We start from the raw sequence: 25,437 nt of genomic DNA, 5'->3' as shown, positions 1-25,437 counted from the left end.
CTCTCAGTACAGCGGCGATGCAGGTAAAAAAAGCTCGGTAAGCAACAGCGGTTTTCCGCTCAACCGCAGTCGAGAGCGGCGCCCCCACAGCGTTGCATCGCGTCCAATTTCAATAAAATCGCGGGTCAGTGTCGATGATGTAAATAGATAACGTCCAAGCGGGGTTTTACCCAGATGTTGTAAGACCTGTTCAGGTCCGCACAGCGTGGATTCCGGTACCACGGTACGTCCGGCAAGCCAGGGCTCGCCGTCAGCGCAAAGCAGTATCTCACGTAACCAGTAGCGGGATTCGGATGGCAGTAAACCTGATGCTTCCTCGACCTCACTTTGGCCGACAAACGCTTCCCGAATCAGCGTCACGCTTACCCGCTTTCCCTGCTGCTCAAAACGTTTTGTCATAGAATCTTCCAGCAACAGCCAGTCCAGCAAATGGGGGTCAAGCGCAGGAATCGCATCAAAATAGCGCAGCGCACGCAGTTGCGTTAACGCAGGGTGTGACATGCCTTACTCTCCGATTCATAACCTAAAGTCATTGTATCTCAGAAAAGACATTACGGGGGGCGCAATCACAATTAAGTGATCTGTTGCGCAACAAAAAAATAACAATTCGCATGAAATGATAAAAAAAGGTGCGCCAGGAGACGCACCAGTTGCTGCAAAATCAGCACTGTGGGGAAACAATTACCCCTTGCCTTTTACACTGCTGATAAAGGTGGAACGGGCAGATGTCGATCCCAGACGTTCGGCCTCATCAAGCAGTTTCAGCGCTTTATCGACGTCGCCTTTCGCTACGGCATCCTTAATCGCTTTATTAAAGTAGCTTTCCGTATCGTTCAACATCGGCTCGCTTTTCTTCGGCGCGACTGGCGCTGGCGCAGCGACCGGCGCGGCGGTATTGCCTACCGTTACCGGCCCGGTACCGGACGAGCCAAACAACGGCCCGACCAATACGCTGGAGCTGCTGTTGGTTTTCACCTTCAGTTTCACCACGCCGTCAGTGGTATGGCGAGCAACTGGATCGGGAATATCCGGGATAGAGTTGCCGACGCCTTTGGCATAGGCTTTTGCCGGATCGAGCAGCGTAGTGGTTTGCTGAAGATCTTTTTCGGTCGTAAACACCAGAACATAGAGTTTCTGCTGCCCCAACGCAGGCGTCAGGCGCATCACGCCTTCCAGCCGGTCTGCGCTCATGACGCCCGGCTGCTGATAAGTAAAGTAACTGCTGGGGAAGAACGCCGAAGGAGTCATATTTTGGTCAAGAATCAACACGTTTGGCGCAAAAACGCTGGCTTGCTTATTGACCTCGCTGGTCAGAGTTAATGTCAGCTCGCCGATATTCGCCGGAACGCTATAAGCGGCGACCGGGCCGGTAATGCCGGCGACGTCAAGGCGCTGGCCGCCCGTCGCCAGTTGGGTAGACTGCGTTTTTGACTGATCTACAGGCGTCCAGGTTAATTGCTGTAGCGCAGCAGCAGGAATAGCGGGCGCGGCGCTGGTATTTTGCGGTACATAGTTCACTTCCGCCAGGCTGATACCCGGCACGCTGGCGAACAGCCCTGCGGTTAAACAGAGGGCGACGAGACTTTTCTTCATTTTCATTATTCTCACCTCAATAAGGCGGGTTCAGCGGTAGCCAGGCAATAGCGCGCCAACCCAAACATATCGCCGAATGGCGGCTGGCGCCTTATTCGGCTTACAAGCATCATCAGACCTGATGTTTCAGAGGGGCTTGCGCCCCTCGTTACGTCAGATGACCATCGTATTACCACCAGATTTCCATCTGGGCGCCGAAGGTCCACTCATCGCTATCGCCACGGCTGTTGGTGGAAATGCCGGAGTTAGTCGCTGCGGCATAACGGGAAATGTTATCGCCGTCTTTGATATAGCCCCATTTCTCATCCCATTTCGCGTAGGTGGCGAAAATACGGATAGCCGGACGCGACCAGATGCTGTCGCCCGCCTGCCACTGTTGCGCCAGGGTGATTTTATATTGATTGTTACGATCGCCGGTCTGCTGAGATTTCACGTTGTCGTAGCCGACTTCCAGCAGGGTACTCATGATTGGCGTCCACTTGTACATTGGACGTACGCCCACGGTCCACCACTCAGTACCCAGGTTATTATCCCAATCGATATTCTGGTACATACCGACGTACATCAAATCCCATTTATCACCAAGCGAGATGGCGCCATGATCCAAAATACGCCACATATCGCCATTATTATTGATGACCTTATTGGCATAATTAATTTTGGTTCCATTAGGCAATTCTTCAGTGAAAGATGAAGAACCGTCGGAACCGCGCGCCTGGCCTTTACCCTGCGTGGTCATGGCATCGGTGGCATATTGCACGACAAACTTGTTATAGCCTTTCAACATGCTTTGCGTGTGTTCGGCGGTGAACATCCAGCCGTCTTTCGATGCCCCATCAGCCAGCTTATAACCATCGGTCGTATTGGCGCGGCCGTAATCAACGCCCAGCTCCAGTACGCCGTCCGGGTTCGTTTGCAGACCAGCCAGACGTACGTCAAAGACGTCGTTAGCGGTATCTTTCACTTCATCATAAATATTCTGGCTGCTGAAGGTGTAAGAGCCGCCCGCTTCAGTAGACCGGGTCGCCGCCAGCGAAAGCTTACCGAAGCCCAGATCGATATTTTCGATACCTGCGCCAGGACCTGAAATATCCCAGTAGTAGAAGTCGATCATGTGTACGTCATGACGCTGATAGAAGCGCTTACCGGCCCAGATGGTAGAGCCCGGCAGCCATTCAATCAGGTTTTTACCCTGCACGTTCGCTTCGCGGAAGGCGGGATCGGTCGATTCCCAGTCGTTCTGCTGGTTAACCGAATAGGCGACGTTGGTGTCGAAATAGAAGCTCTTATCGCCCTCTTTCCACACTTCCTGGCCCAGTTTCAGTTCCGCATAGGTTTCACATTCGTTACCAAGACGGTATTTACTTTGGGCACCCGTTGCCTGAAAACACTGTTGTTCGCCGCCGCTTCCCGTCCAGCCAATACCGGAACGGGCGTAACCGTGGAAATCGACAGCCATTGCCTGAGCGGACATTACGCCCGCTGCGACAGCAACCGCCAGAGGGAGTTTGCGCAGAGTAATCATCATTCTATCTCCTGAGATCATTGCTTTTCTTTAAACGCTGCCACCTTCTAAAACTGCGAATGGTTTTGCGTTTCGTTTTTTATGGAGGCCTTAAACACCCGGCTCTTGATGCAGACGACGACATGCGCTGCCATCCTCGCGGAACAGATGACAGCGCTCTGGCGGCAGGCCGATAGCGAATGTGGCGCCCTCTTCTACCAGCACCACGTCATTCTGGCGATAAACCAGGTTTTGACGGATGGCGGGGATCTGGATATGAATTTGTGTTTCGTGCCCTAACTGCTCGACCACCTGGACTTCACCTTCCAGGGTGACATCGGCGATATCACTTGGCAGCAGGTGTTCCGGCCGAATGCCTAAAGACATATTGGCGCCGACCTGCACGCCGCGACTTTCGACCGGCAGCCAGATTTGCTGGCGATTCGGCAGTTCGACCTGGACTTGTTCAATTGCGGTGGCGGTCACTTTCACCGGCAGGAAGTTCATCTTCGGCGAGCCGATAAAGCCCGCGACAAAGCGGTCCGCCGGATAGTGGTACAGCTCCAGCGGCTTACCGACCTGCGCGACGCGACCAGCATCCAGCACCACGATTTTGTCGGCCAGCGTCATCGCCTCGACCTGATCGTGGGTGACGTAAATCATCGTGCGGCCCAGACGTTTATGCAGGCGAGAAATTTCAATGCGCATCTGCACGCGTAGCGCGGCATCCAGGTTCGACAGAGGTTCATCCAGCAAAAACACACGCGGCTCCGCCACCAGCGTGCGGCCAATCGCTACGCGCTGACGCTGCCCGCCGGAAAGCGCTTTTGGCTTACGTTCCAGCAGATGCGCCAGTTGCAGCACTTCCGCCACCTGGTTGACGCGTTGATTCATTACCTCTTTTTTGGCGCCCGCCAGCTTGAGGCCGAAAGACATGTTTTCTGCAACGGAGAGATGGGGATAGAGCGCATAAGACTGGAATACCATGCCCACGCCGCGCTCGGCAGGCGGGATATCATTCATACGGGTTTCCCCGATAAACAGGTCGCCACTGGTGATGGTTTCAAGCCCGGCGATCATACGCAGCAAGGTCGATTTACCACAGCCTGACGGTCCGACAAACACCACGAACTCCCCGTCATGGATATCGAGGTTAATATCTTTCGATACCACCACGTCACCCCAGGCTTTCGTTACATTTCGTAGCTGTACGCTCGCCATGCCCTTCTCCCTTCGTTACAACCTGTCATTGACAGCAACATTCATGATGGCCTGACTATGCGCGATCCCTGACTGGGGTAAATCCTCCACCCCCCGGCTTTTTTATGGGGGAGGAGGCGGGAGGATGAGGACACAACGCCTGAGACCACGGGCGCGGACAGAAAAGGAATTTCGTGATGCCGCCCGCAAAAATCGGCGTGTTTTTATGTGCGCCAGCACGCATTACTCACATTTATGCAACACAGATCACATAAAGCCGGGGTGGGGCGTAGGGGCGAGGAGGATGGAAAGAGGTTGTCGTATAAAGAAACTAGAGACCGTTAAACCACCTCTGTGTACATCACCAAAAAGGATGGGAGATATGAAGATTAAAACTGGCGTAGGCATCCTCGCATTATCCGCACTTACGACGATGATGATTTCCGCCCCGGCTCTCGCCAAAATTGAAGAAGGTAAACTGGTTATCTGGATCAACGGCGACAAGGGCTATAACGGTCTGGCCGAGGTCGGTAAAAAATTTGAGCAAGACACCGGCATTAAAGTGACCGTTGAGCACCCGGATAAGCTGGAAGAGAAATTCCCGCAGGTGGCAGCCACCGGCGACGGTCCTGACATTATCTTCTGGGCGCACGACCGTTTTGGCGGCTACGCGCAGTCTGGTCTGCTGGCGGAGGTCACTCCGGATAAAGCGTTTCAGGACAAACTCTATCCGTTCACCTGGGATGCGGTACGCTATAACGGCAAGCTGATCGCCTACCCCATCGCCGTTGAAGCCCTCTCCCTGATTTATAACAAAGACCTCGTCCCGAACCCGCCGAAAACCTGGGAAGAGATCCCGGCGCTGGATAAAGAGCTAAAAGCGAAAGGGAAGTCGGCGATAATGTTCAACCTGCAAGAACCGTATTTCACCTGGCCTTTGATCGCCGCTGACGGCGGCTACGCGTTCAAATTTGAAAACGGCAAGTATGACGTGAAAGACGTTGGCGTCGATAACGCCGGCGCGAAAGCGGGCCTGACTTTCCTGATCGATATGATCAAGAACAAAAATATGAGCGCCGATACCGATTACTCCATCGCCGAAGCAGCCTTCAATAAAGGCGAAACGGCAATGACCATCAACGGCCCGTGGGCATGGTCGAACATCGACAAGAGCAAAGTCAACTACGGTGTCACCCTGCTGCCGACCTTCAAAGGTAAACCCTCGAAACCGTTCGTCGGCGTGCTGAGCGCGGGGATTAACGCTGCCAGCCCGAATAAAGAGCTGGCGAAAGAGTTCCTCGAAAACTACCTGCTGACCGATCAGGGTCTGGAGGCGGTGAACAAAGATAAACCGCTGGGCGCCGTGGCGCTGAAATCTTTCCAGGAGCAGTTAGCGAAAGACCCCCGTATCGCTGCCACCATGGATAACGCCCAGAAAGGCGAGATCATGCCGAATATTCCGCAGATGTCCGCCTTCTGGTATGCGGTACGTACGGCTGTGATCAACGCCGCCAGCGGCCGTCAAACCGTGGATGCCGCGCTGAAAGATGCACAAAGCCGTATCACCAAGTAATGCCGCGAGCCTGTGCCGGATGGCGGCATAAATGCCTTATCCGGCCTACAACACACCGTAGGCCTGATAAGCGCAGCGCCATCAGGCACATCTCCGGCCAGGAAGTTTCAACGCTGTAGAGGAAAACCCCCATGGATGTCATTAAAAAGAAACACTGGTGGCAAAGCGACCAGCTTAAATGGTCAGTAATTGGTCTGCTGGGCCTGCTGGTGGGTTACCTTGTAGTTTTAATGTACGTACAAGGGGAGTATCTGTTCGCCATCATGACGCTGATTTTAAGCTCTGCTGGCCTGTATATTTTCGCAAATCGTAAAACCTACGCCTGGCGCTACGTTTACCCTGGCCTCGCCGGCATGGGGCTGTTTGTGCTATTCCCGCTGGTGTGCACCATCGCCATCGCCTTTACTAACTACAGCAGCACCAACCAGCTCACCTTTGAACGCGCCCAGCAAGTGCTGATGGACCGTTCTTATCAGGCAGGAAAAACCTATAACTTCGGTCTTTACCCGACCGGCGACGAGTGGCAACTGGCCCTCACCGACGGCGAAACGGGCAAACATTACCTGTCTGACGCATTTTCCTTCGGCGGCGAACAAAAATTACAGCTGAAAGAGACCGATGCCCTGCCGGGCGGCGAACGCGCCAATCTGCGGATAATCACCCAGAACCGTCTGGCGCTGAACCAGATAACCGCCGTCCTGCCGGATGAAAGCAAAGTGATTATGAGCTCGCTGCGTCAGTTTTCCGGTACCCGTCCGCTGTACACACTGGCTGATGACGGCCTGCTGACCAATAACCAGAGCGGCGTAAAATACCGGCCAAACAACGATAGCGGTTATTATCAGTCGATCAACGCCGACGGAAGCTGGGGTGATGAAAAACTCAGTCCTGGTTATACCGTTACTATCGGCGCGAAAAACTTTACGCGCGTCTTTACCGACGAAGGGATCCAGAAGCCCTTTTTCGCTATCTTCGTCTGGACCGTGGTCTTTTCGGTCCTCACTGTGGTGTTAACCGTGGCGGTTGGGATGGTATTGGCCTGCCTCGTACAGTGGGAAGCGCTGAAAGGTAAAGCTATCTACCGCGTCCTGCTGATTCTGCCCTACGCCGTACCGTCGTTTATTTCAATTTTGATTTTCAAAGGGTTATTCAACCAAAGCTTTGGTGAAATCAATATGATGCTGAGCGCGCTGTTCGGCATTAAACCTGCCTGGTTCAGCGACCCCAACACCGCGCGGGCAATGGTGATTATCGTGAATACCTGGCTGGGCTATCCCTACATGATGATCCTGTGCATGGGACTGCTGAAAGCGATTCCGGATGACCTGTACGAAGCCTCCGCAATGGACGGCGCCGGTCCGTTTCAGAATTTCTTTAAGATCACCTTACCGCTGCTGATTAAGCCGCTAACGCCGCTGATGATCGCCAGCTTCGCCTTTAACTTTAATAACTTTGTCCTGATTCAACTGTTGACCAACGGCGGGCCAGACCGTCTCGGCACCACCACGCCTGCCGGTTATACCGATCTGCTCGTCAGCTACACCTACCGTATCGCCTTTGAAGGCGGCGGCGGTCAGGACTTCGGTCTGGCGGCGGCCATTGCCACGCTGATTTTCCTGCTGGTAGGCGCGCTGGCAATAGTGAACCTGAAAGCCACGCGTATGAAGTTTGATTAAGGGAGATAATAACAATGGCTATGGTCCAACCCAAATCTCAGAAACTGCGTCTCTTCATCACGCACCTGGGGCTGCTGATTTTCATCGCGGCGATCATGTTCCCGCTGCTGATGGTCATCGCTATCTCGCTACGTGAAGGGAACTTCGCCACCGGAAGCCTGATCCCGGACAAAATCTCCTGGGAACACTGGCGGCTGGCGCTGGGTTTCAGCGTGGAACATGCGGATGGTCGGGTAACGCCGCCTCCCTTCCCGGTCCTGCTGTGGCTGTGGAACTCGGTGAAAATCGCCGGTATTACCGCCATCGGCATCGTGGCGCTTTCCACCACCTGCGCCTACGCTTTTGCACGAATGCGTTTTCCAGGTAAAGCAACACTGCTTAAAGGGATGCTGATTTTCCAGATGTTTCCGGCGGTTTTGTCTCTGGTGGCGCTGTATGCGTTATTTGACCGCCTGGGACAATACATTCCATTTATCGGTCTGAATACGCATGGCGGCGTGATCTTCGCCTATCTCGGCGGCATTGCGCTGCATGTCTGGACGATTAAAGGCTACTTCGAAACTATCGACAGCTCGCTGGAAGAGGCCGCCGCGCTGGATGGCGCAACCCCGTGGCAGGCATTTCGCCTGGTGCTGCTGCCGCTTTCTGTACCGATTCTGGCGGTGGTGTTTATTCTGTCGTTCATCGCGGCGATTACCGAAGTTCCGGTCGCCTCGTTGTTACTGCGTGATGTGGACAGCTATACGCTGGCCGTGGGTATGCAGCAATATCTCAACCCGCAAAACTATTTGTGGGGCGACTTTGCCGCCGCCGCCGTCCTTTCCGCTATTCCTATCACTCTGGTGTTCCTGTTGGCGCAACGTTGGCTGGTCAACGGCCTGACGGCAGGGGGTGTGAAAGGTTAAGTTTTATCGAAGTACCTGCCCGGCAACGGGCAATGCCACTGCCCTCAACTTATGTTATCCCCACTTATGGTCGTATTTTGGCGCTCTTCGGAGCGCTTTTTTTATGCGTTATAGACAGCGGCTAATTTATTGCCACGCCATACGTCCGTTACGGTGTGGCGACGCCTATTCTCGCCGTAGTCGGTTCGAATTACATAACCACAACGTGATAACCAACAGGAGGATCGCCGCCGAATAGAGTAATACATCCATTGGCGTTTTATGATCGACAATGATCAGGCGCACAATCGCCGTGATCCCAATGTACACGAAATAGCGCAGCGGAAAGTGAAGGCCAGACTTAAAGTACTTCACAATCAGCGCAATAAATTCGAAATAAAGAAAGTAGATCACCAGCCCTTCCACCAGTTCATATTTGCTGGCTTGCTCAGGCACGAATAATGCGTCCGCCAGATGAACCGTCTCTTTACCGAGAAAAACGACCAGGATCAGACCGAGGGTAAGCAGCCCCAAATTTAGTACGTTTTGTAAAATCGTGGCGATAAACTCAAGACGTGAGCGCAATAATGGCATCATAACAGCCCCCTCTTTCTCTGCGGCGAGGTTTCTGTATAACGCACAAATGTGACGGGCATCTATATTTTTTATTTATGTTTATATTTTGTTCAATAAGATAATTTGCCGGATAGCGCCGTGAACGCCTTATCCGGCCTGAGTATTAACGGAAATTTACGTTCCTGTCACTGGTCATATCATACAGGCCAAACTTACGGCCAAGCTGTTGACCACCGTCACGCGTCAGCGGCGTCCAGCCAATTGCCGCACGACTTCGGGTTGGGCCGGACGAGAAGAGATCCAGCGGCACGGAAACATATACGCCTTTGGTAAAATCCCCTTCCCCATATTCATCCGGCGACGCATCGGTAATCGTCGCGTAACCGCCGACAACGACGCCGCTATCGAAGCGTTTGGCGATCTCCAGCGTACCGCCTTTATCGCCCGCCAGATACTGACCAACGCTGGCTTTCACCAGCACATCCTGGGCGAACGACGGCGTCCAGTATGCGGTCAAATGTCCGGTCTTCACGCTGTAATCGGTAAACTTCATCATATCCTGCGCGCTACGCCAGTCACGCTGTTTCACGTAGTTGGCATCCAGACCAAACGCCCAGTTGCTGTCTACCGGGCGATACAGGACTTCCGCCCCGGCACCGCCAAACATGGTCTCCAGATAACCGCCATAGACCTGCCCATAGAAACCATTGCCAAAATACTGGAAGTAGTTGGCCTGTAGGTTATTCACATAAACATCGTTCTGCACATACTCACGGACATGCGTACGCACCCGCGGCAGATGCGAGTCCTTCGGCGGATTGGTGTAGTTAAATTTGTCGTAGTTGTTGGCGATATTGGCAAACACGCTGCCCGTGGTGAGCAGATGATCCGTGACCCACAGATCCGCAGTTCCCATTACGCCCAGCTGATACATATAGAAGTTTTCCGGGCCGCCTACCGACTGATTCAGCACGGGATCAAGATGAAAATCAACGCGCGACTTGTCGATATACCAACCCTGTTCAGTACTCTCTGGCACGATCGGCTCCACGCGTTTTTGCGCCAGCGGGGTTTCATGTCCCAGCGGTTCGCCTTCCAGATGGCGTTTCAGGCTGGCGACATCGGTTTCAGTGGTGACCTGCGGCAGATTAAGGCGGTTTTCCGTCACGCGGATCGTGCGGATCCCCTCCGGCAGATCGTTCATGACGATCCGGTTAGCGCGCACGATCCCTTCACGGGAGTCGCGGTACTTCACCTGTTCGCCGGTAACGTACAGCGTATCGCCTTTGACCTGGATTTTCGGGTCCGCCAGACCAGCATTATATTTCAATAACGTTAATTGATTAGCCACTACCGAATGTTGCAGGATGGCATCCTGCGGCTGTGGTCGGTATTGCGGGCGTGAATTGTCATGATACGCGGGACGTAAATCGTTGAAATTGGTGCGCAGCGTAACGCCAAACATAAAGGTATTGCCGCGCTCGTAGCTGAGGTTAACGTCGGCCCAATCGGTGACGCGGTAAATGGCGCCGACGTTAAACTTGCTCTTCTGCTCCAGTTTACCCGCAAAATCCTGCTGATAGTTATTGCCTTCATACTCCAGCTTCAGGCGTAGCGGTTGCCACGGGGTCTGATATTCTACGCCGCCAAACAGTGAGGCCGGGCCGTGAAACATATCGCTACCGTCGACGGAACCTGCCTCTTTATAGCTGTTATCACGCGAACAGAATTTATCACTATACGAACAGAAAGGATTAGACACATTGCCGCTGGTGCCAAGATAGCCCCAGCCGAGACCTAATGAAAAATCAAATGGCCCCCAGGCCTTACTCGCTACAATATATTCCGCATCAAACAGCCCCGTCCCGCCGATATCGCGCGCGCCAACCGCCACCTGCGGCATCCAGTAACTCTCTTCCCACAACCGCAGTTTCACATCAAACGCTTTATCTTTGTAAGTCTGGTCGCCGGAGAATGATTCCACGCTGCTGTACTTTTTCGTACGGACATCGGTATAGCGCAACGTGGTTTCCAGCCACGGGAAAAGCTGAACCGAAGCCGAGTAGTAGCGGTACTGATCGTTATCGCGATAGTTCAGGCTCATCTCCCCTTCACGCGCCATACGCGCTGTCGGCGTTTGCAGCAGGCCCACGCCGCCAAAGTCAGATTGTGAAGGCCCAACAGGGGCTGGATATGTTTCGGCATGGCAGGCCGCGCTAATACCCAGCGCCAGCACGCTGAGCAGATGTGTTTTTTTCATTATTCCGGTATCCGCTGCGTCAGGGTATGAAGAATGTCGGCATTTATCGCCTCCGGCGTGCCGCGCCAAAGGGAATCGGCAAAACCGACAAAAATAATGCTGCCGGGCATCGGCTCGATATGACGCTTATTCCAGTAAGCCACCGGCGCTTTTTGACTGCGTCCATCAGGGTAAACCACCCAGGCATAGCTACGATCCGCGCCGCTGAGTAAGCGCTGACCCTCAAGATAACTGGCGACGTCCCGCCCAGGGACGAACGGCTGGCTGCCCGGCTGGCTAATCAAGCCAAAGAGCGTCACCTGCGTGGGTTGCGGCCCGACCCAGAGCGTGTAGTGACCTTGCAGCGGCGGGTTACCTCGTTCGCTCACCCGCACCACGTCAGGATCAAGATTCACTAATTGTCTGCCCGTCACCTTCACCGCCTGAATCTGTCGGCGTAGTGTGTTTATCGCCGCCGCATCGCCATCTTCCTCAGCGCTGAGCGCCGCCAGTCGCCCGAGAAGTTTCTGCTGCTGCTGACGCGCCGTCACGGTCGCCTGTTCTTCGCCTATCACCGCCGCAGGCCACCAGCTCGTTGCCAGGCGCGGCTGTCCGACTAAATCGAGCAGACGCTCAGCGTCTGTCAGCGTTTTAGGCTCGCTATTACCCTGGGTAAAAACGGTAACAGTGCCGCTGGCAAAGGCGGATGACGCGACAAAGGCCAGCGCCAGCGCGCTTATCGTCCTTTTCATCATGATTTTGCCGCCTTAATCAGCGTGGTTTTCACCGGAAAGTAATTCGCGCCCAGATACTGTTCCGTCTGGCGAATTTGGCCTTCGCTATCAATCCAGTAGCGATTACGCCAGCGCGTTTGATCGGTCGTCACTTCTTCATCTAACACCCGCACGACGGTCTCTTCACTGCCGACGTTCACGCTATCGGTCCCTCGCCATGTAAAAACGGAACGGGCGGTGGCGTAACGCACCTGGCGATGTTCGGTCCAGCCCAGGGTGCGAGTCCAGGTCGCGCCATCGATAATCTGTCCTGGTTTCGCCAGCGGGTCGGCCGCCAGATTATTCACATCGATCAGGTTGTCACCGCTGAGCAGAGTTTTGACCAGACGGCCATGCTGCGTCACGATCGTCGCGCCATCCTGCGTCACCCATTTCTGCTGCCCGTTTTCCGAGAAAGCGAGCACCACAAACAGTTGAGGGCCGCCGTTAAGCTGCATGTACTGGCTGGCATACGGCATGTTTTGAATATCGTCATCCGTTAGCTGTACGCCTGGCGTACCGAACAAACTGTCCCACAGTGAATCGCCCAGGCCTTTAGTGGTGGCCGAACACGCCTGTAATAGCAGGCAAATCAGGATAAGTGCGAGTCGCTTCACGACGCTTCTCCAGAGGGGCAAAATAACCACACCGGAGTGTGGTTATGGTTAAACGTACCGATACTACTGGGTACTGGTGGTCGTGGTGGTCGTGGTTCCGGTATTAGAACCATCGCCGCCGCCGGTTGCCGCTAACGCGACGCCCACCGCCGAACTTACGGTGCTAACGCTGGTGGCGGAGGAACTTCCCGCCGATACCGACGTCGCTGCCGACCCTGCCGCTTCACCCACCTGAACGGGGGCTGCCGAGACAGATGTCGCCGCAAGCGCGGTTATGGCAAAAATGCCATACAGTACTTTTTTCATCATAATTTCCCTTCATTGAATGAATGGAGATTTACCCAAAAGAATTTCGGGCGCTACCGAGTATACACAACCAAAGCAGGCGGATTATGTCCGGGAGAAATAACAGCGAGGTTTTAGGATAATTAAACTTTAAAGAAGTAACGCCTACATTATTTAATTAACAAACAAATAAAATCAATAAGTTAAAATTAAACTAAAAGACATCGGCATCCGTATAATCTGAAAATAACGCAGAGTGATTTTCTGGTTATTGCTTATTTTAGGATTAAGCTCAATATAAAATTGTGGGGATAAAGACGGACAAGCGGAATTATCTTATAAAAAAAGCCGATGTGAATATCGGCCTTTTTATTATCTTATTCTCTTTTTGCCGGATGGCGGCGAAACGCCTTATCCGGCCTACAGACGCAATGCATTACGTAGACCGGATAAGCGCAGCGCCATCAGGCGCGCCAGGCTTTATAACGGTTAATCAGACCGTTGGTAGAGCTATCATGGGACGAAATAGCTTTATCATCGCCCAGCTCCGGCAGAATACGGTTAGCCAACTGTTTACCCAACTCAACGCCCCACTGGTCGAAAGTAAAGATGTTCAGGATGACGCCCTGCGTAAAGATTTTATGCTCATACAACGCAATCAGCGCGCCCAGGCTGAACGGCGTAATTTCGCGCAGCAGTATAGAGTTGGTCGGGCGGTTGCCTTCAAACACTTTGAATGGCACAACGTGTTCAAGCTGCGCCGGATCTTTACCCTGATCGCGATATTCCTGCTCAACCACCTCGCGGGATTTACCAAACGCCAGCGCTTCGGTCTGCGCGAAGAAGTTAGACAGCAGCTTCTGATGATGATCGGATAGCGGGTTATGGGTGATAGCCGGGGCGATAAAATCACACGGCACCATTTTAGTACCCTGGTGAATCAATTGATAAAACGCGTGCTGACCGTTGGTGCCTGGTTCGCCCCAGATAATTGGGCCTGTCTGGTAATCCACGGCGTTGCCGTTACGGTCAACGTATTTACCGTTGGATTCCATGTTGCCCTGCTGGAAGTAGGCGGCGAAACGGTGCATATACTGGTCGTACGGCAGAATGGCTTCGGTTTCCGCGCCGAAGAAATTGTTGTACCAGATGCCAATCAACGCCAGCAGAATGGGTAGGTTTTTCTCCGCCGGAGTGGTGGAGAAATGCTTGTCCATCGCGTGCGCACCGGAAAGCAGCTCGACAAAGTTGTCGAAACCGACGGACAGAATAATGGACAGCCCGATGGCAGACCACAGCGAGTAACGACCACCGACCCAGTCCCAGAACTCGAACATATTGGCCGTGTCGATACCAAATTCGCCGACCGCTTTGGCGTTGGTGGAGAGCGCAGCAAAGTGTTTCGCCACGTGTTTTTCATCGCCTGCAGTTTTCAGGAACCAGTCGCGCGCGCTGTGGGCGTTGGTCATGGTTTCCTGCGTAGTGAAGGTTTTCGACGCCACCAGGAACAGAGTCGTTTCCGGGCTCACTTTTTTCAGCACTTCAGCGATGTGGGTACCATCAACGTTAGAGACGAAGTGCATGTTCAGATGGTTTTTATACGGACGCAGCGCTTCGGTCACCATGAACGGGCCGAGGTCGGAACCGCCGATACCGATGTTCACCACGTCGGTGATGGCCTTACCGGTGTAGCCTTTCCACTGACCGGAGATAATCGCTTGCGAGAAAGTTTTCATTTTCTCAAGCACGGCGTTCACTTCCGGCATCACATCTTTGCCGTCCACAATGATCGGCGTATTGCTACGGTTACGCAGCGCCACGTGCAGCACGGCGCGGTCTTCGGTGCGGTTGATCTTCTCGCCGGAGAACATGGATTTAATCGCGCCGGCCAGATCGGTCTCTTTCGCCAGATCCTGTAATTTTGCCAGCGTCTCTTCGGTGATGCGGTTTTTGGAGAAATCCACCAGCATCAGATCGTCAAACGTCGCGGAAAATTTAGCGAAACGGTCGCTATCGTTCGCGAAAAGCTCAGCGATCGTAACGTCTTTCATTTCATCGTAGTGTTTCTGGAGCGCCTGCCAGGCAGAAGTCTGCGTTGGATTGATGTTTTTCATTAGCAATACTCTTCTGATTTGAGAATTGTGACTGGGATCGATTGTAACGCCAGTCACAGAAAAGTGTGATTGTTTTAGTGCCGTTGCCCCAGGCACTGTCGAATGAGGATAAAAAGTATATACCCTAAATAATTCGAGGTGCAGAAAGGCGGCAAGTGGGTGAGTCGCCGGGCGCATAGATAAGCCAACATACTACAAACGGGTATCGGGGTTATAAGCGCTGTTACTGAGCCTAAACTCAGCATAAAAAATCCGCATAATCCCAACGTTGACAGTCCAGGCCACAACTTTTATTTATAAATACGTTACTTGCATTTGCGCCTGCACCGGTTTCTGTTCTGCCCTTGTGCCATGGTCGCGTTTTTCATTTCCTGACACGAGGTTGATATGACAGAGATCGTTGTTTCCAAATTTGGCGGTACCAGCGTCGCTGATTTTGACGCCATGAACCGTAGCGCGGATATCGTACTTTCCGACGCCAATGTTCGTTTAGTCGTGCTTTCCGCGTCTGCCGGCATCACTAATCTGCTGGTGGCGCTGGCCGAAGGGATGGAGCCCGGCGAACGTTTCGCTACGCTCGACGCCATCCGTAAAATCCAGTTCGATATCCTTGATCGTCTGCGTCATCCGAATGTCATTCGCGAAGAGATTGAACGCCTGCTGGAAAACATCACTATTCTGGCGGAGGCGGCATCGCTGGCGACATCGGCAGCCCTGACCGATGAACTGGTCAGCCACGGCGAGCTAATGTCTACCCTGCTATTTGTTGAGATCCTGCGTGAACGCGACGTACAGGCCCACTGGTTCGACGTGCGCAAAGTGATGCGTACCAGCGATCGCTTTGGCCGTGCGGAACCGGACGTCGCAGCGCTTGCGGAACTGGCCGCGCAGCAGTTGCTCCCGCGCCTGAGCGAAACGTTGGTCATTACTCAGGGCTTTATCGGCAGTGAAAGCAAAGGCCGCACCACGACGTTAGGCCGCGGCGGCAGCGACTATACGGCAGCGTTGCTGGCTGAAGCGCTCCATGCCGCGCGGGTTGATATCTGGACAGATGTGCCCGGTATTTACACCACCGACCCGCGCGTAGTGCCTGTCGCGCAGCGAATTGATGAAATCGACTTTGAAGAAGCGGCGGAGATGGCAACCTTCGGCGCAAAAGTATTGCATCCAGCCACCTTACTCCCGGCCGTGCGTAGCGATATCCCGGTCTTTGTTGGCTCCAGTAAAGATCCGCAAGCGGGCGGTACGCTGGTGTGCAATAAAACCCAAAACCCGCCGCTGTTCCGTGCGCTGGCGCTGCGCCGCAATCAAACGCTATTGACGCTGCACAGCCTGAATATGCTGCACTCGCGAGGTTTCCTGGCAGAGGTGTTCGGCATTCTGGCGCGGCATAATATTTCGGTAGATCTGATTACCACTTCGGAGGTGAGCGTCGCGCTGACGCTGGATACTACCGGCTCCACCTCCACGGGCGATACATTACTGACCCAATCCTTATTGATGGAGCTTTCCGCGCTGTGTCGGGTAGAAGTCGAAGAAGGACTGGCGCTGGTCGCGCTGATTGGCAACAACCTGTCAAAAGCCTGCGGTGTTGGTAAAGAAGTGTTTGGCGTCCTGGAACCGTTCAACATTCGCATGATTTGTTACGGCGCCTCCAGCCACAATCTGTGCTTCCTCGTGCCGGGAGACGATGCCGAGAAAGTGGTGCAAAAGCTACATCAGAACTTATTTGAATAATCGCCCTGACACGACAGCGGGTGAGCGCTATCAGGCAATACGCTGCCGGATGGCGACGCAAGCGCCTTATCCGGCCTGTCGCAGCTCCCGGCGTATAGCGCTTGTCGCTATACGCCATACCCGATATCGCTTACAGCATACGCCGCTGGTGCTGTTTTTCCGTGTGGACCCGCTTAACGATTTTATAGATCCACTGCAGTGTTAAATTGTACTTTTTGGCCAGCTCCGCATAATTACGCCCATCGCACTCGCTGTAAATCTGATAATCCCGTTCCGAGGCCCGGCCAGAGATACCTTTGGGGAAATAAATGCTTTGCCCGCCCCAGTTGCGCATCATTCTGTCAGCAATTGCCTGACCGGCATTTTCGGCTGACGCGCTATCAATATTCATGCTTTCAATAAGTACTTGCGACGCATGAAACGCCAGATCGTTAATAATCTCCGGAAGCCGAACCATTTCTTTTGATTTCTGAATCATATTTTATCTCCATATCCAGCACCATGCTTCCCGTGACGACACCAAAAAGGGAAGCGTAAAAAATGGTGCAATAACTACCTATCAATACATTCAAAATATATATAAATATTTACTATCAACGGCATTTAATTATAAATTAAAGGAATATTCAGTTTGCATAGCAAATGAAGTATTATAAAAAACCATCTTATAGTATTTTTACCAATTGATACGTGAACCTCCTACGATAATAACATTTATTTAACAAGCTAGCTTTCTTCATTGGAGGAAGAAAAAATCAAACTCTTACATTGCTTATTATTTTCCATATCTAAAAAAGGAAGTGGATTACGGGAATACTGGCGGCATGAGATTATTCGCAGGAATGAATTTTCATTATGTCGATTACTTATGCAGGCCAATAACAATCGCCGTCGTAATTTTTTATTTTGGTGGCGTCTGGCAAATGAGATGTATATCTATGGTTCAAAAAAACAGAAAAAAACTGGATTATGGATTAATCGCAAACTAAATTCCAAATTTGGAATTGATATAGAGCTGGGAGCAGTAATCGGCTATGGTTTGGATATTCCGCATCACATGGGGATCGTCATCACGAAAAAGGCTCGTATCGGTTGTAATTTATCGCTTAAGCAAAATACAACAGTAGGGAACAAGCAAGGTTTAAAAGAAGATGATTTCATTATTATTGGCAATAATGTAGATATAGGAGCCAACACCTGCATTATAGGCTCTATTACTATCGGTGATAATGTTACTATTGGAGCAATGTCATTTGTAAATAAGAGCATTCCAGCAAATAGCATATATATTACAAAAAAAACATCAGAAGTAATCCCAGTAATAAATCACAAAAAATGGGATTAATCTAAATCTTAAGATTGCAATATTTTATAGACTTTTCTCGTCAGGTTAATAGACTAAAAATAAAACATTTCTTTTGTGAATGATTGTTAAGTTCATTCTCTGACCTGATGTCTACATCACTATTCTGATAGAGCGTTTAGTAAGGCCCGGTAGCGTAAGCGCCATCGGGCGATACGTTGCCGGATGGCGACGCAGGCGCGTCATCCGGCGGTTCCGCGCCAGGCGCTGCTGGCGGAATACTGCTCAGGAATCTGTACACCCTGCTCGTCCCATCAACATGGGCAGCTTTCCCCAATTTATGCCCTCCTCATTTTGAACCTCGTCACAAAACCACACAAAACAACACAAAGCAAAATCACAAATTAATCATTATATTTTAGTGAGTTATCTTTAAAATCTGATATCGTTTGGTATAAAAATACTTTTTCATTGTTGATTTATTTTGTTTTAGTTGGAATTATGATTGCACTACAACACAGATAACCCCCTTACCCTATTTGAGGCCGCTATGAAAAAAATTGCGATTATTGGAAGCAGTGGAGGCAACCTCTACAACCTGGGTGGCGCCGAGCCAGAGAAGTTACTCCAGGAGATTTATCAGCAGTGTGAGGCTGCGGGCGTGAATGTGGCCGCCGTACAGTTTATCGCGGCAGAAGCCTCGATGGACGTCGCCAAACCGGATACCCCGGCATCGGTTTATGCATTAACCACAGAAAACCAACAAAAACCACAGCGCATATTTCAGGGCAAACTTTCGGAGGTAAACACCTCGGTAGTAGAAAGCGATCGCCAAATCGCTGAGATGATCCGCCGCGGTGAGATCGATGGGATCGTGGTAATGAGCGCTGATCCGGTAAAGGCGAACCAGGCCGTTTTTGCCGCCGCCGTTGAGATGAAAACACCGATTGTCGGCACCGGGGGAACCTCCATGGCGCTGGTGGCGGCAAAGGGGGCGAATGTGGTCGCGACCTCCGGAACAACTGGCACCACCAGCCGTACCCGCGCCGTCTCCTTCGTGGCGTCGCTGTGTAAACATTGGGGTATCAAGTACAAACCACAGTTGGGTAGCGCTTCGCCCTCGCAGAGCGGTTCCGGAAAAAGCCTGCTCAAACGTTTTAACATTCGTAGCATCATGATCCCTGCGCTACCAGGCTTTATCGCCATGGCGATTGTACTCGCCCTGAGCCACATACCAGGACTGGAAAAACTTAACGATATCTTTGAAATCTTATTAAAAGGTCTGCCAGTGTTAGTCGCGGTACTGGCGGCAAAACAGATTTCCGAACTGGATGAAGTTTCAATTGTGGCCGGGGTCGTCGCTGGCGTGCTTTCCGTAGAGGGCGGACTGATCGGCGGCATTATCGGCGGTGTAATGGCGGGGATTTTCGTCCGTTGGCTGTTCGAGCTGTGCCTGAACTGGCGCTTCCCAATGACTACCGTCAACATCGTCGCCGGTGGGATATCGGGCCTTGCCGCTGGGTTAATCATGCACTATCTGCTGAGTCCGCTGGCGCTATCTGCGGGTAATTACATCAAACTGGCTATCGAAAGCACGCTGGCATTCAGCCCAATTCTTGCCGGGCTGCTGGCTGGTCTGGTTATCTGGCCTGCCATTCTCGGCGGCGTCTATCACGCGGTGATCCTGCCGTTGGTGCTGCTGGAGATGGAAAAATCCGGCGTCAGCTTCCTCGGCGCGGTCGATATGGTCGGTCTGGTGATGGTGGCCGCAGGTATTAACCTTGCCAATGTGATCGCCCCGCGTGAAAAAAGCGAAGCTGCCGTTGCTACGCCGGGCCTGCTCATTAACCTGGGTTTTGGCACCTTTGTTGAATCCGCCTATCCCTTCATGTTCGCCAACAAAATTGTTTTTGGCTCCGCCATTTTTTGGGCCGGAATGGGCGGCATGATGCTGGGCTTTTTTAACGTCAAAGGCGTGGCCTATGTTCCGGCTTTCGCCTCACCGTTCTTATCCAGCAATGCGCTCCAGATGGCCATCGTAATGATTGCCACAATGGCTATGACCTGCCTTACCACCATTATTGCTAACCGTTTCAAACCTGTCGTACAGAGCGAATCAACAACGACAGCCGTTAATTAATGCACCAACACCAGAGGTACACCATGTTTAAAGGCGATATGAATAAAAAACGCGCCAAAGCGTTACAGAAAGTGAAAGAAGCCATCACGCTTCACGGTGGGCAAACTATCCTCAGCACAGGAATAACTGGCGACGATGCGCGCCTGGCGAAAGCCGTGTGTGAGGCTGGCGTTAAGCTTCTGGAGCCGAACCACCCTGCGTTGGCGCTGGCGCGTGGACACAAAGGCGTGAGCAACATGCACGCGGCGGAGCAGATTCGTCACGAAATCACCAATAGCCAGATGGCTGAGGCCGTACACGGTGTTCGTAATGTGGTCCCGGACGATATTTTTATCACCGTTGGTATCGCCGGCGGTTTTACCGAAACCTTACCGGTGCCGCTCAGCGAAACGGAAATTCTGGAGATTGCCCGCGCTGGAGCCGACGGTTTACATACGCATAAATCCGACTGGGACGATCTGCAGGACATCGTTAATCTCGCCCATCAATATGGTCTGACCGTCGATGCCTATATTGGCCATCCTGACGATCTGCATACTTTCGGTATTCCTGCACGCACGCCGGAAGAGGTCGCCAGCGTGGCGAAGCGGATGCAGGATATCGGCGTGGATATGATTGGTCTGATGACCGGCATGAGCTATGAAGGCGTAGCGGCAGGCGATATCCCGCAGATGATTAAAGATCGCCTGCAGGCGTTGGTCGGCGCGGTGGATGTTCCGACGCTGGCGGAAGGCGGGATTAACCTCGCCAACGCGAAAGCGTTTAAAGATACCGGAGTCAATATTTTGGTGGTCGGTACGGCTATCGACAACATGGTGTGCAACGCCGCCAAAGAAGCCGTTACGCCTTTTATTGTTCATTGATATCAGGGAACGAGAGATGTTGTTGATCACCGATCTGGATGGAACATTACTCACCTCGCAGAAAACAATCAGCCCGCGCACGCGCCAGGCGCTGATTGCGTTCCGCCAGAACGGTGGTCTACTGGCGGCATGTTCCGCCAGACCGGTCTCCTCAATGGTACGCCTGCTACGCCAACAACAGGTTGATAGGTTGTTTAGCTGGTGCGCCGGTTTTAACTGCGGACACCTTCTGGAGATGGCGGAGCAGCGCATTATTCATGCTGCCCCGCTGACCGCCACAGACCTGTGGAATATTGACCAGCATATTTCTCTTTCCCGCTATCACCACCATTTTTTTAGTGCCGAAGCAATTTACCATCGTGACGATAGACTAATTGCGCCCTGGACAACATATGAAGCCCGCTTATTTGGGTTACAGCTTATAACTGAAACTGCAGAAAATATCTTTAATCGTCGCAATATATATAAAATTACACTTGTTGCCGCATCTTCGGAGATAGATACTCTGTGTACAGAAGTGAATAATCACCTGCCTTGTGGATATTATGCGGTTGTCACGGGAGAAAATTATATTGATATTCAAAGATCCGATGTAAATAAAGGGTGCATAATAGAACAATTAATTCATTATTTAAATATATCTTCTGACAAGGTGGTCGCGATTGGCGATCAGCAGAATGATGTCAGCATGTTTGCCGCCGCCGGAATCAGCATCGCAATGGGCAACGCGCCGGATGCAGTAAAGCGGCAGGCCGGCTATGTGACTGCCACGAATGATGAGGAGGGTATCGTCCATGCGTTGGAGTGGTTGCGTTGCCTTACGCATCCAGTTACCATGCGCCAAAGGTTGACGGCGGCGAAAGATAATGAATCCAATTAAAAGACGAAAACATATTCTTGATGAATTAAACAAATTCGGTGAAGTCACCGTTATTAAATTATCGGAAATGCTCAACGTCACCTCGGAAACCATTCGTCGCGATCTCTCCTTACTGGAATCAGAAGGCAAAATCACTAAGATTCATGGGGGCGCAGTCAAAAAGCAAGTTGTCCAGGAGGATGCGTTTAGCGCAAGAATAGAGGCGCATCGCGAAGAGAAAATAGCGATTGGCAAACTTGCCGCCGAAATGGTCAGTGAACGGGATACATTGTTTATTGACTCCTGTACAACTAACCTTATTCTGGCCGAGCAATTACCGCCTCTCGCTTTTTCCGTGATTACCAATTCAGCCCTGATTGCCGATAAAATTAAAGAGCATAACCTGCAGGCCCGCGTGTATGTATTAGGCGGCGAATATGATTACCATTTTCGCGCCAACCTCGGCGTCTCGGTGTGTCAGCAGATTAACGCAATTCACGCGGATATCTGTTTTATTGGCGCTGGCGGCATTTCTCCCCAGCATGGCGTGTTGGTGAAGAGCTTTGAAGAAGCCTACGTTGCCAAAGCCATGATTGCGATGAGCAAAAAATCAGTGATTCTCGCCGACCATACCAAATTTGGTCAGGACGGTGTGATGTGCATCGCAAGCGTAAAAGAAATCGATAACATCATCACGGATAAAGGATTTACGTCAACGGGTTATACGCCACAGGATTTCGCCGGAAAGCTGCGGATTGCTGACTGAGCGCTATCCGCCCGTTGCGTATTGCCGTAGACTAAATGCATCGGCTAACTGAGGGCACCCGTATGGCACTCCCCCGCATTACCCAAAAAGAGATGACCGAGCGCGAACAGCGCGAACTGAAAACGTTGCTGGACCGCGCCCGTATTGCGCACGGTCGTCCGCTGACCAATTCTGAGACCAACAGCGTAAAAAAGGAGTACATCGATAAGCTGATGGCGCTGCGTGAGGCTGAAGCGAAAAAAGCCCGCCAGTTGAAGAAAAAGCAGGCGTATAAACCCGATACGGAAGCGTCATTCTCCTGGTCAGCGAATACGCCGACGCGCGGCAGACGTTAACGTCCTTTTTTCTTTCGTCCCGGCGAGGTAAAGCGCTTACCGCTTGATGTCGGGCGTGCTTTCTCATTGCTTTTTTCGATCGCCACGACCGGTCGCTTAATACCCGTGGTCTTCGGCTTCGCTTTGGCCTTTGGTTTGGCTTCGGAAGAGGAACGCTCAATCAATTTAAACAGATCGATCAGCTCATCGTCCGTCAGATCGCGCCACTCGCCCAGCGGAATCCCGCTCAGGCTGACGTTCATAATGCGCGTACGCTCCAGTTTCGTCACTTCATAACCAAAGTATTCACACATACGACGGATCTGACGGTTTAATCCCTGCACCAGGGTAATGCGAAAGACAAACGGCGCCTCTTTTTTCACCTTACATTTTTTGGTGACGGTACCCAGAATCGGCACGCCAGCGCCCATACCGCGAATAAACTCGTCGGTAATCGGTTTATCCACCGTCACCAGATACTCTTTTTCGTGATCGTTACCGGCACGCAGAATCTTATTGACCAGATCGCCGTGGTTAGTCAGAAATATCAGCCCCTGCGAGTCTTTATCCAGACGACCAATCGGGAAGATACGTTTGCTGTGGTTCACAAAATCGACAATATTGTCGCGTTCGCCGTCTTCAGTGGTACTGACAATGCCAACCGGTTTATTCAGCGCAATCAGCACTAAATCATCCGCTTCTCGCGGCTCAATCAACCGACCATTTACTTTAACAACATCCCCGGCGACCACCTGATCGCCAATGGCGGCGCGTTTGCCGTTGATAAAAACATTGCCCTGTTCGATAAAACGGTCCGCCTCGCGACGCGAACAGATGCCGCTTTCACTGATATATTTATTAAGCCGGGTAGATGTGTCGGTCAGCATATTTACTCTCTGAGAAATTTTTCTACATAAACGTCGGGAATGTGACTTACCACATCAAATCGTCAGGAACTTTAAAATCGGCATACGGATCATCTTCGTCCTGCTCTTCCTGACTCAGCGCACTGTTTACGACAATACTGTCCGCATCTCGTTGTGCGATTTTATCGGCGACGCTCGCGGGAATAATCGCATATTCACATTCACCGCTGTTATTGATAACCAGACGCGCAATCGCGAGACGCCCATTAATCAGTTGCGTCTGAGTGAGCTTATCCACGTCTATTTTTTTGATGACGTTATTATCGGTGAAGTTAAAACCAATATCGCCTTTAGATACATTGATTCTATTCATTTCAATAAGTTGCTTAACCTGAGCTTTAAACTCTTTCGCTAAAACCGCTTGTTTTTGCTGTTCACTGAGTTGTTTATCACGCTCAAGTTGCGCCTTTTTATTTTCTTCCACTGCCTCTCTGGCCTCACGAGCCTGAACGCGTGATTTTTTAGCCGTGCGCTGGACTTTGGCCATTTTTTTGCTGGTCACTAATCCCGCTTGTAGCAGTTGCTCTTGTAAGGTCAGTTTTGCCATTTTCGTCTCTAAACGTGTTAAATAATTTTGCGGATTATACCTGTAATTTTTCAGGCGATACCAGATGGCAGATCTGGCCTGTCGTCACTTTTAGCGACCGCGCTTTGCCTGTGACACGCGTAACATCATGAGCCATATCAGTAAGACATTAAATGGATAATGGTAGCATTATTACGTTTTGACATTTCCTGATGAGGTGGAGAAGTAATGGAACTGCTTTTATTAAGTAACTCGACGCTGCCGGGTAAAGCCTGGCTGGAACACGCTCTGCCGCTGATAGCGAATCAGTTGAACGGTCGACGCTCAGCCGTGTTTATTCCGTTTGCCGGCGTCACGCAAACATGGGACGAGTACACGGATAAAACCGCAGAGGTGCTTGCGCCATTAGGGGTAAACGTCACAGGGATTCATCGTGTCGCCGATCCGCTTGCGGCGATTGAGAAAGCGGAAATCATTATTGTCGGCGGCGGAAATACCTTCCAGCTACTGAAAGAATCGCGTGAACGCGGGCTGCTGGCGCCGATGGCGGACAGGGTAAAACGCGGCGCGCTGTATATCGGCTGGAGCGCGGGCGCCAACCTTGCCTGCCCGACTATCCGCACGACCAACGATATGCCGATCGTCGATCCAAACGGTTTCGACGCGCTGGATCTGTTCCCGCTGCAAATTAATCCTCACTTCACTAACGCCTTGCCGGAAGGTCATAAGGGCGAGACCCGCGAGCAGCGTATTCGCGAACTGCTGGTGGTCGCGCCGGAACTGGCAGTGATTGGTTTGCCGGAAGGTAACTGGATTCAGGTGAGCAACGGCCAGGCGGTTCTCGGCGGCCCGAATACCACCTGGGTGTTTAAAGCGGGCGAGGAGGCCGTGGCGCTGGAAGCGGGTCATCGCTTTTAATCTCTGGCCACATTGAATGCCGAATGACGGGCCTACACGCATGTTCTCCGT

General features: G+C 52.0%; 26 protein-coding genes and 2 pseudogenes. 12 read left to right on the top strand and 16 right to left on the bottom strand.

Features of this window, described 5'->3' with window-relative positions; all coding sequences use genetic code 11:
- Nucleotides 1–3 precede the first annotated feature (3 nt).
- From ubiC to malK, 4 genes are all read right to left on the bottom strand, one after another.
- Entirely contained in the window at nt 4–501 is a 498-nt protein-coding gene (gene ubiC / locus ACLJTG_RS14350) for a chorismate lyase (protein ID WP_023234097.1), read from the bottom strand.
- A 180-nt stretch (nt 502–681) separates the two neighbouring features.
- The gene (gene malM / locus ACLJTG_RS14345; RefSeq protein ID WP_000782497.1) at nt 682–1,599 is read right to left on the bottom strand and encodes a maltose operon protein MalM; all 918 of its coding nucleotides are present in this window, start codon (nt 1,597–1,599) and stop codon (nt 682–684) included.
- 163 nt (nt 1,600–1,762) lie between these two features.
- Nucleotides 1,763–3,121, bottom strand: coding sequence for a maltoporin (locus tag ACLJTG_RS14340; protein ID WP_079951534.1), 1,359 nt, complete (start codon nt 3,119–3,121; stop codon nt 1,763–1,765).
- A gap of 87 nt (nt 3,122–3,208) precedes the next feature.
- Nucleotides 3,209–4,318: a maltose/maltodextrin ABC transporter ATP-binding protein MalK gene (malK, locus tag ACLJTG_RS14335; RefSeq protein WP_000179176.1), complete on the bottom strand. Its 1,110-nt coding sequence runs from the start codon at nt 4,316–4,318 to the stop codon at nt 3,209–3,211.
- Nucleotides 4,319–4,679: 361 nt separating this feature from the next.
- On the opposite strand from malK, the gene malE reads away from it, so the two are divergent.
- Complete coding sequence (gene malE / locus ACLJTG_RS14330) at nt 4,680–5,870, top strand: maltose/maltodextrin ABC transporter substrate-binding protein MalE (RefSeq protein WP_000695415.1); 1,191 nt, start codon at nt 4,680–4,682, stop codon at nt 5,868–5,870.
- Here malE and ACLJTG_RS14325 read toward each other — a convergent pair.
- A pseudogene (locus ACLJTG_RS14325) lies at nt 5,819–5,959 on the bottom strand (hypothetical protein); the annotation flags it as partial. The gene malE and the pseudogene ACLJTG_RS14325 overlap by 52 nt on opposite strands.
- A gap of 42 nt (nt 5,960–6,001) precedes the next feature.
- Here ACLJTG_RS14325 and malF point away from each other — a divergent pair.
- Together malF and malG are read left to right on the top strand one after the other, a co-directional pair.
- Nucleotides 6,002–7,546, top strand: coding sequence for a maltose ABC transporter permease MalF (malF, locus tag ACLJTG_RS14320; RefSeq protein ID WP_000382573.1), 1,545 nt, complete (start codon nt 6,002–6,004; stop codon nt 7,544–7,546).
- Between the two features lie 14 nt (nt 7,547–7,560).
- On the top strand, nt 7,561–8,451 hold the full coding sequence (gene malG / locus ACLJTG_RS14315) for a maltose ABC transporter permease MalG (protein ID WP_001252081.1): 891 nt from the start codon (nt 7,561–7,563) through the stop codon (nt 8,449–8,451).
- Nucleotides 8,452–8,616: 165 nt separating this feature from the next.
- Here malG and psiE read toward each other — a convergent pair whose 3' ends face one another.
- From psiE to pgi, 6 genes are all read right to left on the bottom strand, one after another.
- The gene (gene psiE / locus ACLJTG_RS14310) at nt 8,617–9,027 is read right to left on the bottom strand and encodes a phosphate-starvation-inducible protein PsiE (protein ID WP_000982735.1); all 411 of its coding nucleotides are present in this window, start codon (nt 9,025–9,027) and stop codon (nt 8,617–8,619) included.
- A gap of 142 nt (nt 9,028–9,169) precedes the next feature.
- A complete protein-coding gene (locus ACLJTG_RS14305; protein ID WP_023193770.1) occupies nt 9,170–11,266 on the bottom strand; it encodes a YjbH domain-containing protein in 2,097 nt (698 codons plus the stop codon).
- On the bottom strand, nt 11,266–12,000 hold the full coding sequence (locus tag ACLJTG_RS14300; RefSeq protein ID WP_079951536.1) for a capsule biosynthesis GfcC family protein: 735 nt from the start codon (nt 11,998–12,000) through the stop codon (nt 11,266–11,268). Before ACLJTG_RS14300 ends, ACLJTG_RS14305 begins: the two co-directional genes overlap by 1 nt.
- The gene (locus ACLJTG_RS14295; protein ID WP_079951537.1) at nt 11,997–12,635 is read right to left on the bottom strand and encodes a YjbF family lipoprotein; all 639 of its coding nucleotides are present in this window, start codon (nt 12,633–12,635) and stop codon (nt 11,997–11,999) included. Before ACLJTG_RS14295 ends, ACLJTG_RS14300 begins: the two co-directional genes overlap by 4 nt.
- Nucleotides 12,636–12,698: 63 nt before the next feature.
- On the bottom strand, nt 12,699–12,941 hold the full coding sequence (gene yjbE, locus ACLJTG_RS14290; RefSeq protein ID WP_001541297.1) for an exopolysaccharide production protein YjbE: 243 nt from the start codon (nt 12,939–12,941) through the stop codon (nt 12,699–12,701).
- A gap of 443 nt (nt 12,942–13,384) precedes the next feature.
- Complete coding sequence (gene pgi, locus ACLJTG_RS14285) at nt 13,385–15,034, bottom strand: glucose-6-phosphate isomerase (RefSeq protein ID WP_079951538.1); 1,650 nt, start codon at nt 15,032–15,034, stop codon at nt 13,385–13,387.
- 387 nt (nt 15,035–15,421) lie between these two features.
- Here pgi and lysC point away from each other — a divergent pair, with 387 nt between their 5' ends.
- A complete protein-coding gene (gene lysC, locus ACLJTG_RS14280) occupies nt 15,422–16,771 on the top strand; it encodes a lysine-sensitive aspartokinase 3 (RefSeq protein ID WP_000136394.1) in 1,350 nt (449 codons plus the stop codon).
- Between the two features lie 130 nt (nt 16,772–16,901).
- On the opposite strand, the gene ACLJTG_RS14275 is transcribed toward lysC, so the two are convergent.
- Entirely contained in the window at nt 16,902–17,249 is a 348-nt protein-coding gene (locus tag ACLJTG_RS14275) for a Mor transcription activator family protein (RefSeq protein ID WP_000615248.1), read from the bottom strand.
- A gap of 322 nt (nt 17,250–17,571) precedes the next feature.
- On the opposite strand from ACLJTG_RS14275, the pseudogene ACLJTG_RS14270 reads away from it, so the two are divergent.
- Both ACLJTG_RS14270 and ACLJTG_RS14265 read left to right on the top strand, forming a co-directional pair.
- Nucleotides 17,572–17,798 (top strand): annotated as a pseudogene (locus ACLJTG_RS14270) (hypothetical protein); the annotation flags it as partial.
- A 30-nt stretch (nt 17,799–17,828) separates the two neighbouring features.
- Entirely contained in the window at nt 17,829–18,116 is a 288-nt protein-coding gene (locus ACLJTG_RS14265) for a DapH/DapD/GlmU-related protein (RefSeq protein WP_001675416.1), read from the top strand.
- Between the two features lie 136 nt (nt 18,117–18,252).
- On the opposite strand, the gene ACLJTG_RS14260 is transcribed toward ACLJTG_RS14265, so the two are convergent.
- Nucleotides 18,253–18,375 carry a hypothetical protein gene (locus ACLJTG_RS14260; RefSeq protein WP_275656321.1) on the bottom strand — a complete coding sequence of 41 codons (123 nt, stop codon included), beginning with the start codon at nt 18,373–18,375 and terminating at the stop codon, nt 18,253–18,255.
- A 249-nt stretch (nt 18,376–18,624) separates the two neighbouring features.
- Here ACLJTG_RS14260 and ACLJTG_RS14255 point away from each other — a divergent pair, with 249 nt between their 5' ends.
- The 5 genes from ACLJTG_RS14255 to ACLJTG_RS14235 all read left to right on the top strand — a co-directional run bounded on the left by ACLJTG_RS14255 (nt 18,625) and on the right by ACLJTG_RS14235 (nt 23,037).
- On the top strand, nt 18,625–20,214 hold the full coding sequence (locus ACLJTG_RS14255) for a PTS sugar transporter (protein ID WP_000716849.1): 1,590 nt from the start codon (nt 18,625–18,627) through the stop codon (nt 20,212–20,214).
- A gap of 23 nt (nt 20,215–20,237) precedes the next feature.
- Nucleotides 20,238–21,077 carry a hypothetical protein gene (locus tag ACLJTG_RS14250; protein ID WP_000472331.1) on the top strand — a complete coding sequence of 280 codons (840 nt, stop codon included), beginning with the start codon at nt 20,238–20,240 and terminating at the stop codon, nt 21,075–21,077.
- Between the two features lie 16 nt (nt 21,078–21,093).
- Nucleotides 21,094–21,957: a Cof-type HAD-IIB family hydrolase gene (locus tag ACLJTG_RS14245; RefSeq protein ID WP_000924653.1), complete on the top strand. Its 864-nt coding sequence runs from the start codon at nt 21,094–21,096 to the stop codon at nt 21,955–21,957.
- Nucleotides 21,944–22,702 (top strand): DeoR/GlpR family DNA-binding transcription regulator, encoded by a 759-nt coding sequence (locus ACLJTG_RS14240; protein ID WP_001068171.1) that lies wholly within the window; start codon nt 21,944–21,946, stop codon nt 22,700–22,702. Before ACLJTG_RS14245 ends, ACLJTG_RS14240 begins: the two co-directional genes overlap by 14 nt.
- 62 nt (nt 22,703–22,764) lie before the next feature.
- Nucleotides 22,765–23,037, top strand: coding sequence for a DUF3811 domain-containing protein (locus ACLJTG_RS14235; RefSeq protein ID WP_001207628.1), 273 nt, complete (start codon nt 22,765–22,767; stop codon nt 23,035–23,037).
- Here the strand turns inward: ACLJTG_RS14235 and rluF are convergent.
- From rluF to ACLJTG_RS14220, 3 genes are read right to left on the bottom strand one after another with little or no spacing between them, the layout of a single operon-like run.
- Nucleotides 23,034–23,903: a 23S rRNA pseudouridine(2604) synthase RluF gene (gene rluF, locus ACLJTG_RS14230; RefSeq protein ID WP_000954619.1), complete on the bottom strand. Its 870-nt coding sequence runs from the start codon at nt 23,901–23,903 to the stop codon at nt 23,034–23,036. The genes ACLJTG_RS14235 and rluF overlap by 4 nt on opposite strands.
- A 46-nt stretch (nt 23,904–23,949) precedes the next feature.
- Nucleotides 23,950–24,489 (bottom strand): DUF2058 domain-containing protein, encoded by a 540-nt coding sequence (locus ACLJTG_RS14225; RefSeq protein WP_001096724.1) that lies wholly within the window; start codon nt 24,487–24,489, stop codon nt 23,950–23,952.
- Nucleotides 24,490–24,523: 34 nt separating this feature from the next.
- Nucleotides 24,524–24,625, bottom strand: a complete 102-nt coding sequence (locus tag ACLJTG_RS14220; protein ID WP_001541281.1) for a hypothetical protein — start codon at nt 24,623–24,625, stop codon at nt 24,524–24,526.
- 71 nt (nt 24,626–24,696) lie between these two features.
- Between ACLJTG_RS14220 and pepE the strand changes: the two genes are divergently transcribed.
- Complete coding sequence (gene pepE / locus ACLJTG_RS14215) at nt 24,697–25,386, top strand: dipeptidase PepE (protein ID WP_000421791.1); 690 nt, start codon at nt 24,697–24,699, stop codon at nt 25,384–25,386.
- The last annotated feature ends 51 nt before the right edge of the window (nt 25,387–25,437 follow it).

This window comes from Salmonella sp. SAL00672 (assembly GCF_046552175.1).
Taxonomy (GTDB): Bacteria; Pseudomonadota; Gammaproteobacteria; order Enterobacterales; family Enterobacteriaceae; genus Salmonella; species Salmonella enterica.
The sequence above is the reverse complement of the archived record's forward strand: the minus strand, read 5'-3'. Positions and strand labels throughout refer to the sequence as shown.

Excerpts from the sequence above, each read along its gene's own strand:
- ACLJTG_RS14220 (WP_001541281.1), bottom strand. The coding sequence starts at position 24,625 with ATGGCTCATGATGTTACGCGTGTCACAGGCAAAGCGCGGTCGCTAAAA.
- ACLJTG_RS14225 (WP_001096724.1), bottom strand. The coding sequence starts at position 24,489 with ATGGCAAAACTGACCTTACAAGAGCAACTGCTACAAGCGGGATTAGTG.
- ACLJTG_RS14235 (WP_001207628.1), top strand. The coding sequence starts at position 22,765 with ATGGCACTCCCCCGCATTACCCAAAAAGAGATGACCGAGCGCGAACAG.
- yjbE (WP_001541297.1), bottom strand. The coding sequence starts at position 12,941 with ATGAAAAAAGTACTGTATGGCATTTTTGCCATAACCGCGCTTGCGGCG.
- ACLJTG_RS14340 (WP_079951534.1), bottom strand. The coding sequence starts at position 3,121 with ATGATGATTACTCTGCGCAAACTCCCTCTGGCGGTTGCTGTCGCAGCG.
- malG (WP_001252081.1), top strand. The coding sequence starts at position 7,561 with ATGGCTATGGTCCAACCCAAATCTCAGAAACTGCGTCTCTTCATCACG.
- ACLJTG_RS14245 (WP_000924653.1), top strand. The coding sequence starts at position 21,094 with ATGTTGTTGATCACCGATCTGGATGGAACATTACTCACCTCGCAGAAA.
- pepE (WP_000421791.1), top strand. The coding sequence starts at position 24,697 with ATGGAACTGCTTTTATTAAGTAACTCGACGCTGCCGGGTAAAGCCTGG.
- psiE (WP_000982735.1), bottom strand. The coding sequence starts at position 9,027 with ATGATGCCATTATTGCGCTCACGTCTTGAGTTTATCGCCACGATTTTA.
- lysC (WP_000136394.1), top strand. The coding sequence starts at position 15,422 with ATGACAGAGATCGTTGTTTCCAAATTTGGCGGTACCAGCGTCGCTGAT.
- pgi (WP_079951538.1), bottom strand. The coding sequence starts at position 15,034 with ATGAAAAACATCAATCCAACGCAGACTTCTGCCTGGCAGGCGCTCCAG.
- malF (WP_000382573.1), top strand. The coding sequence starts at position 6,002 with ATGGATGTCATTAAAAAGAAACACTGGTGGCAAAGCGACCAGCTTAAA.
- ACLJTG_RS14255 (WP_000716849.1), top strand. The coding sequence starts at position 18,625 with ATGAAAAAAATTGCGATTATTGGAAGCAGTGGAGGCAACCTCTACAAC.
- ubiC (WP_023234097.1), bottom strand. The coding sequence starts at position 501 with ATGTCACACCCTGCGTTAACGCAACTGCGTGCGCTGCGCTATTTTGAT.
- ACLJTG_RS14265 (WP_001675416.1), top strand. The coding sequence starts at position 17,829 with ATGGGGATCGTCATCACGAAAAAGGCTCGTATCGGTTGTAATTTATCG.
- malK (WP_000179176.1), bottom strand. The coding sequence starts at position 4,318 with ATGGCGAGCGTACAGCTACGAAATGTAACGAAAGCCTGGGGTGACGTG.
- ACLJTG_RS14250 (WP_000472331.1), top strand. The coding sequence starts at position 20,238 with ATGTTTAAAGGCGATATGAATAAAAAACGCGCCAAAGCGTTACAGAAA.
- malM (WP_000782497.1), bottom strand. The coding sequence starts at position 1,599 with ATGAAAATGAAGAAAAGTCTCGTCGCCCTCTGTTTAACCGCAGGGCTG.
- ACLJTG_RS14300 (WP_079951536.1), bottom strand. The coding sequence starts at position 12,000 with ATGATGAAAAGGACGATAAGCGCGCTGGCGCTGGCCTTTGTCGCGTCA.
- ACLJTG_RS14275 (WP_000615248.1), bottom strand. The coding sequence starts at position 17,249 with ATGATTCAGAAATCAAAAGAAATGGTTCGGCTTCCGGAGATTATTAAC.
- ACLJTG_RS14240 (WP_001068171.1), top strand. The coding sequence starts at position 21,944 with ATGAATCCAATTAAAAGACGAAAACATATTCTTGATGAATTAAACAAA.
- rluF (WP_000954619.1), bottom strand. The coding sequence starts at position 23,903 with ATGCTGACCGACACATCTACCCGGCTTAATAAATATATCAGTGAAAGC.
- ACLJTG_RS14305 (WP_023193770.1), bottom strand. The coding sequence starts at position 11,266 with ATGAAAAAAACACATCTGCTCAGCGTGCTGGCGCTGGGTATTAGCGCG.
- malE (WP_000695415.1), top strand. The coding sequence starts at position 4,680 with ATGAAGATTAAAACTGGCGTAGGCATCCTCGCATTATCCGCACTTACG.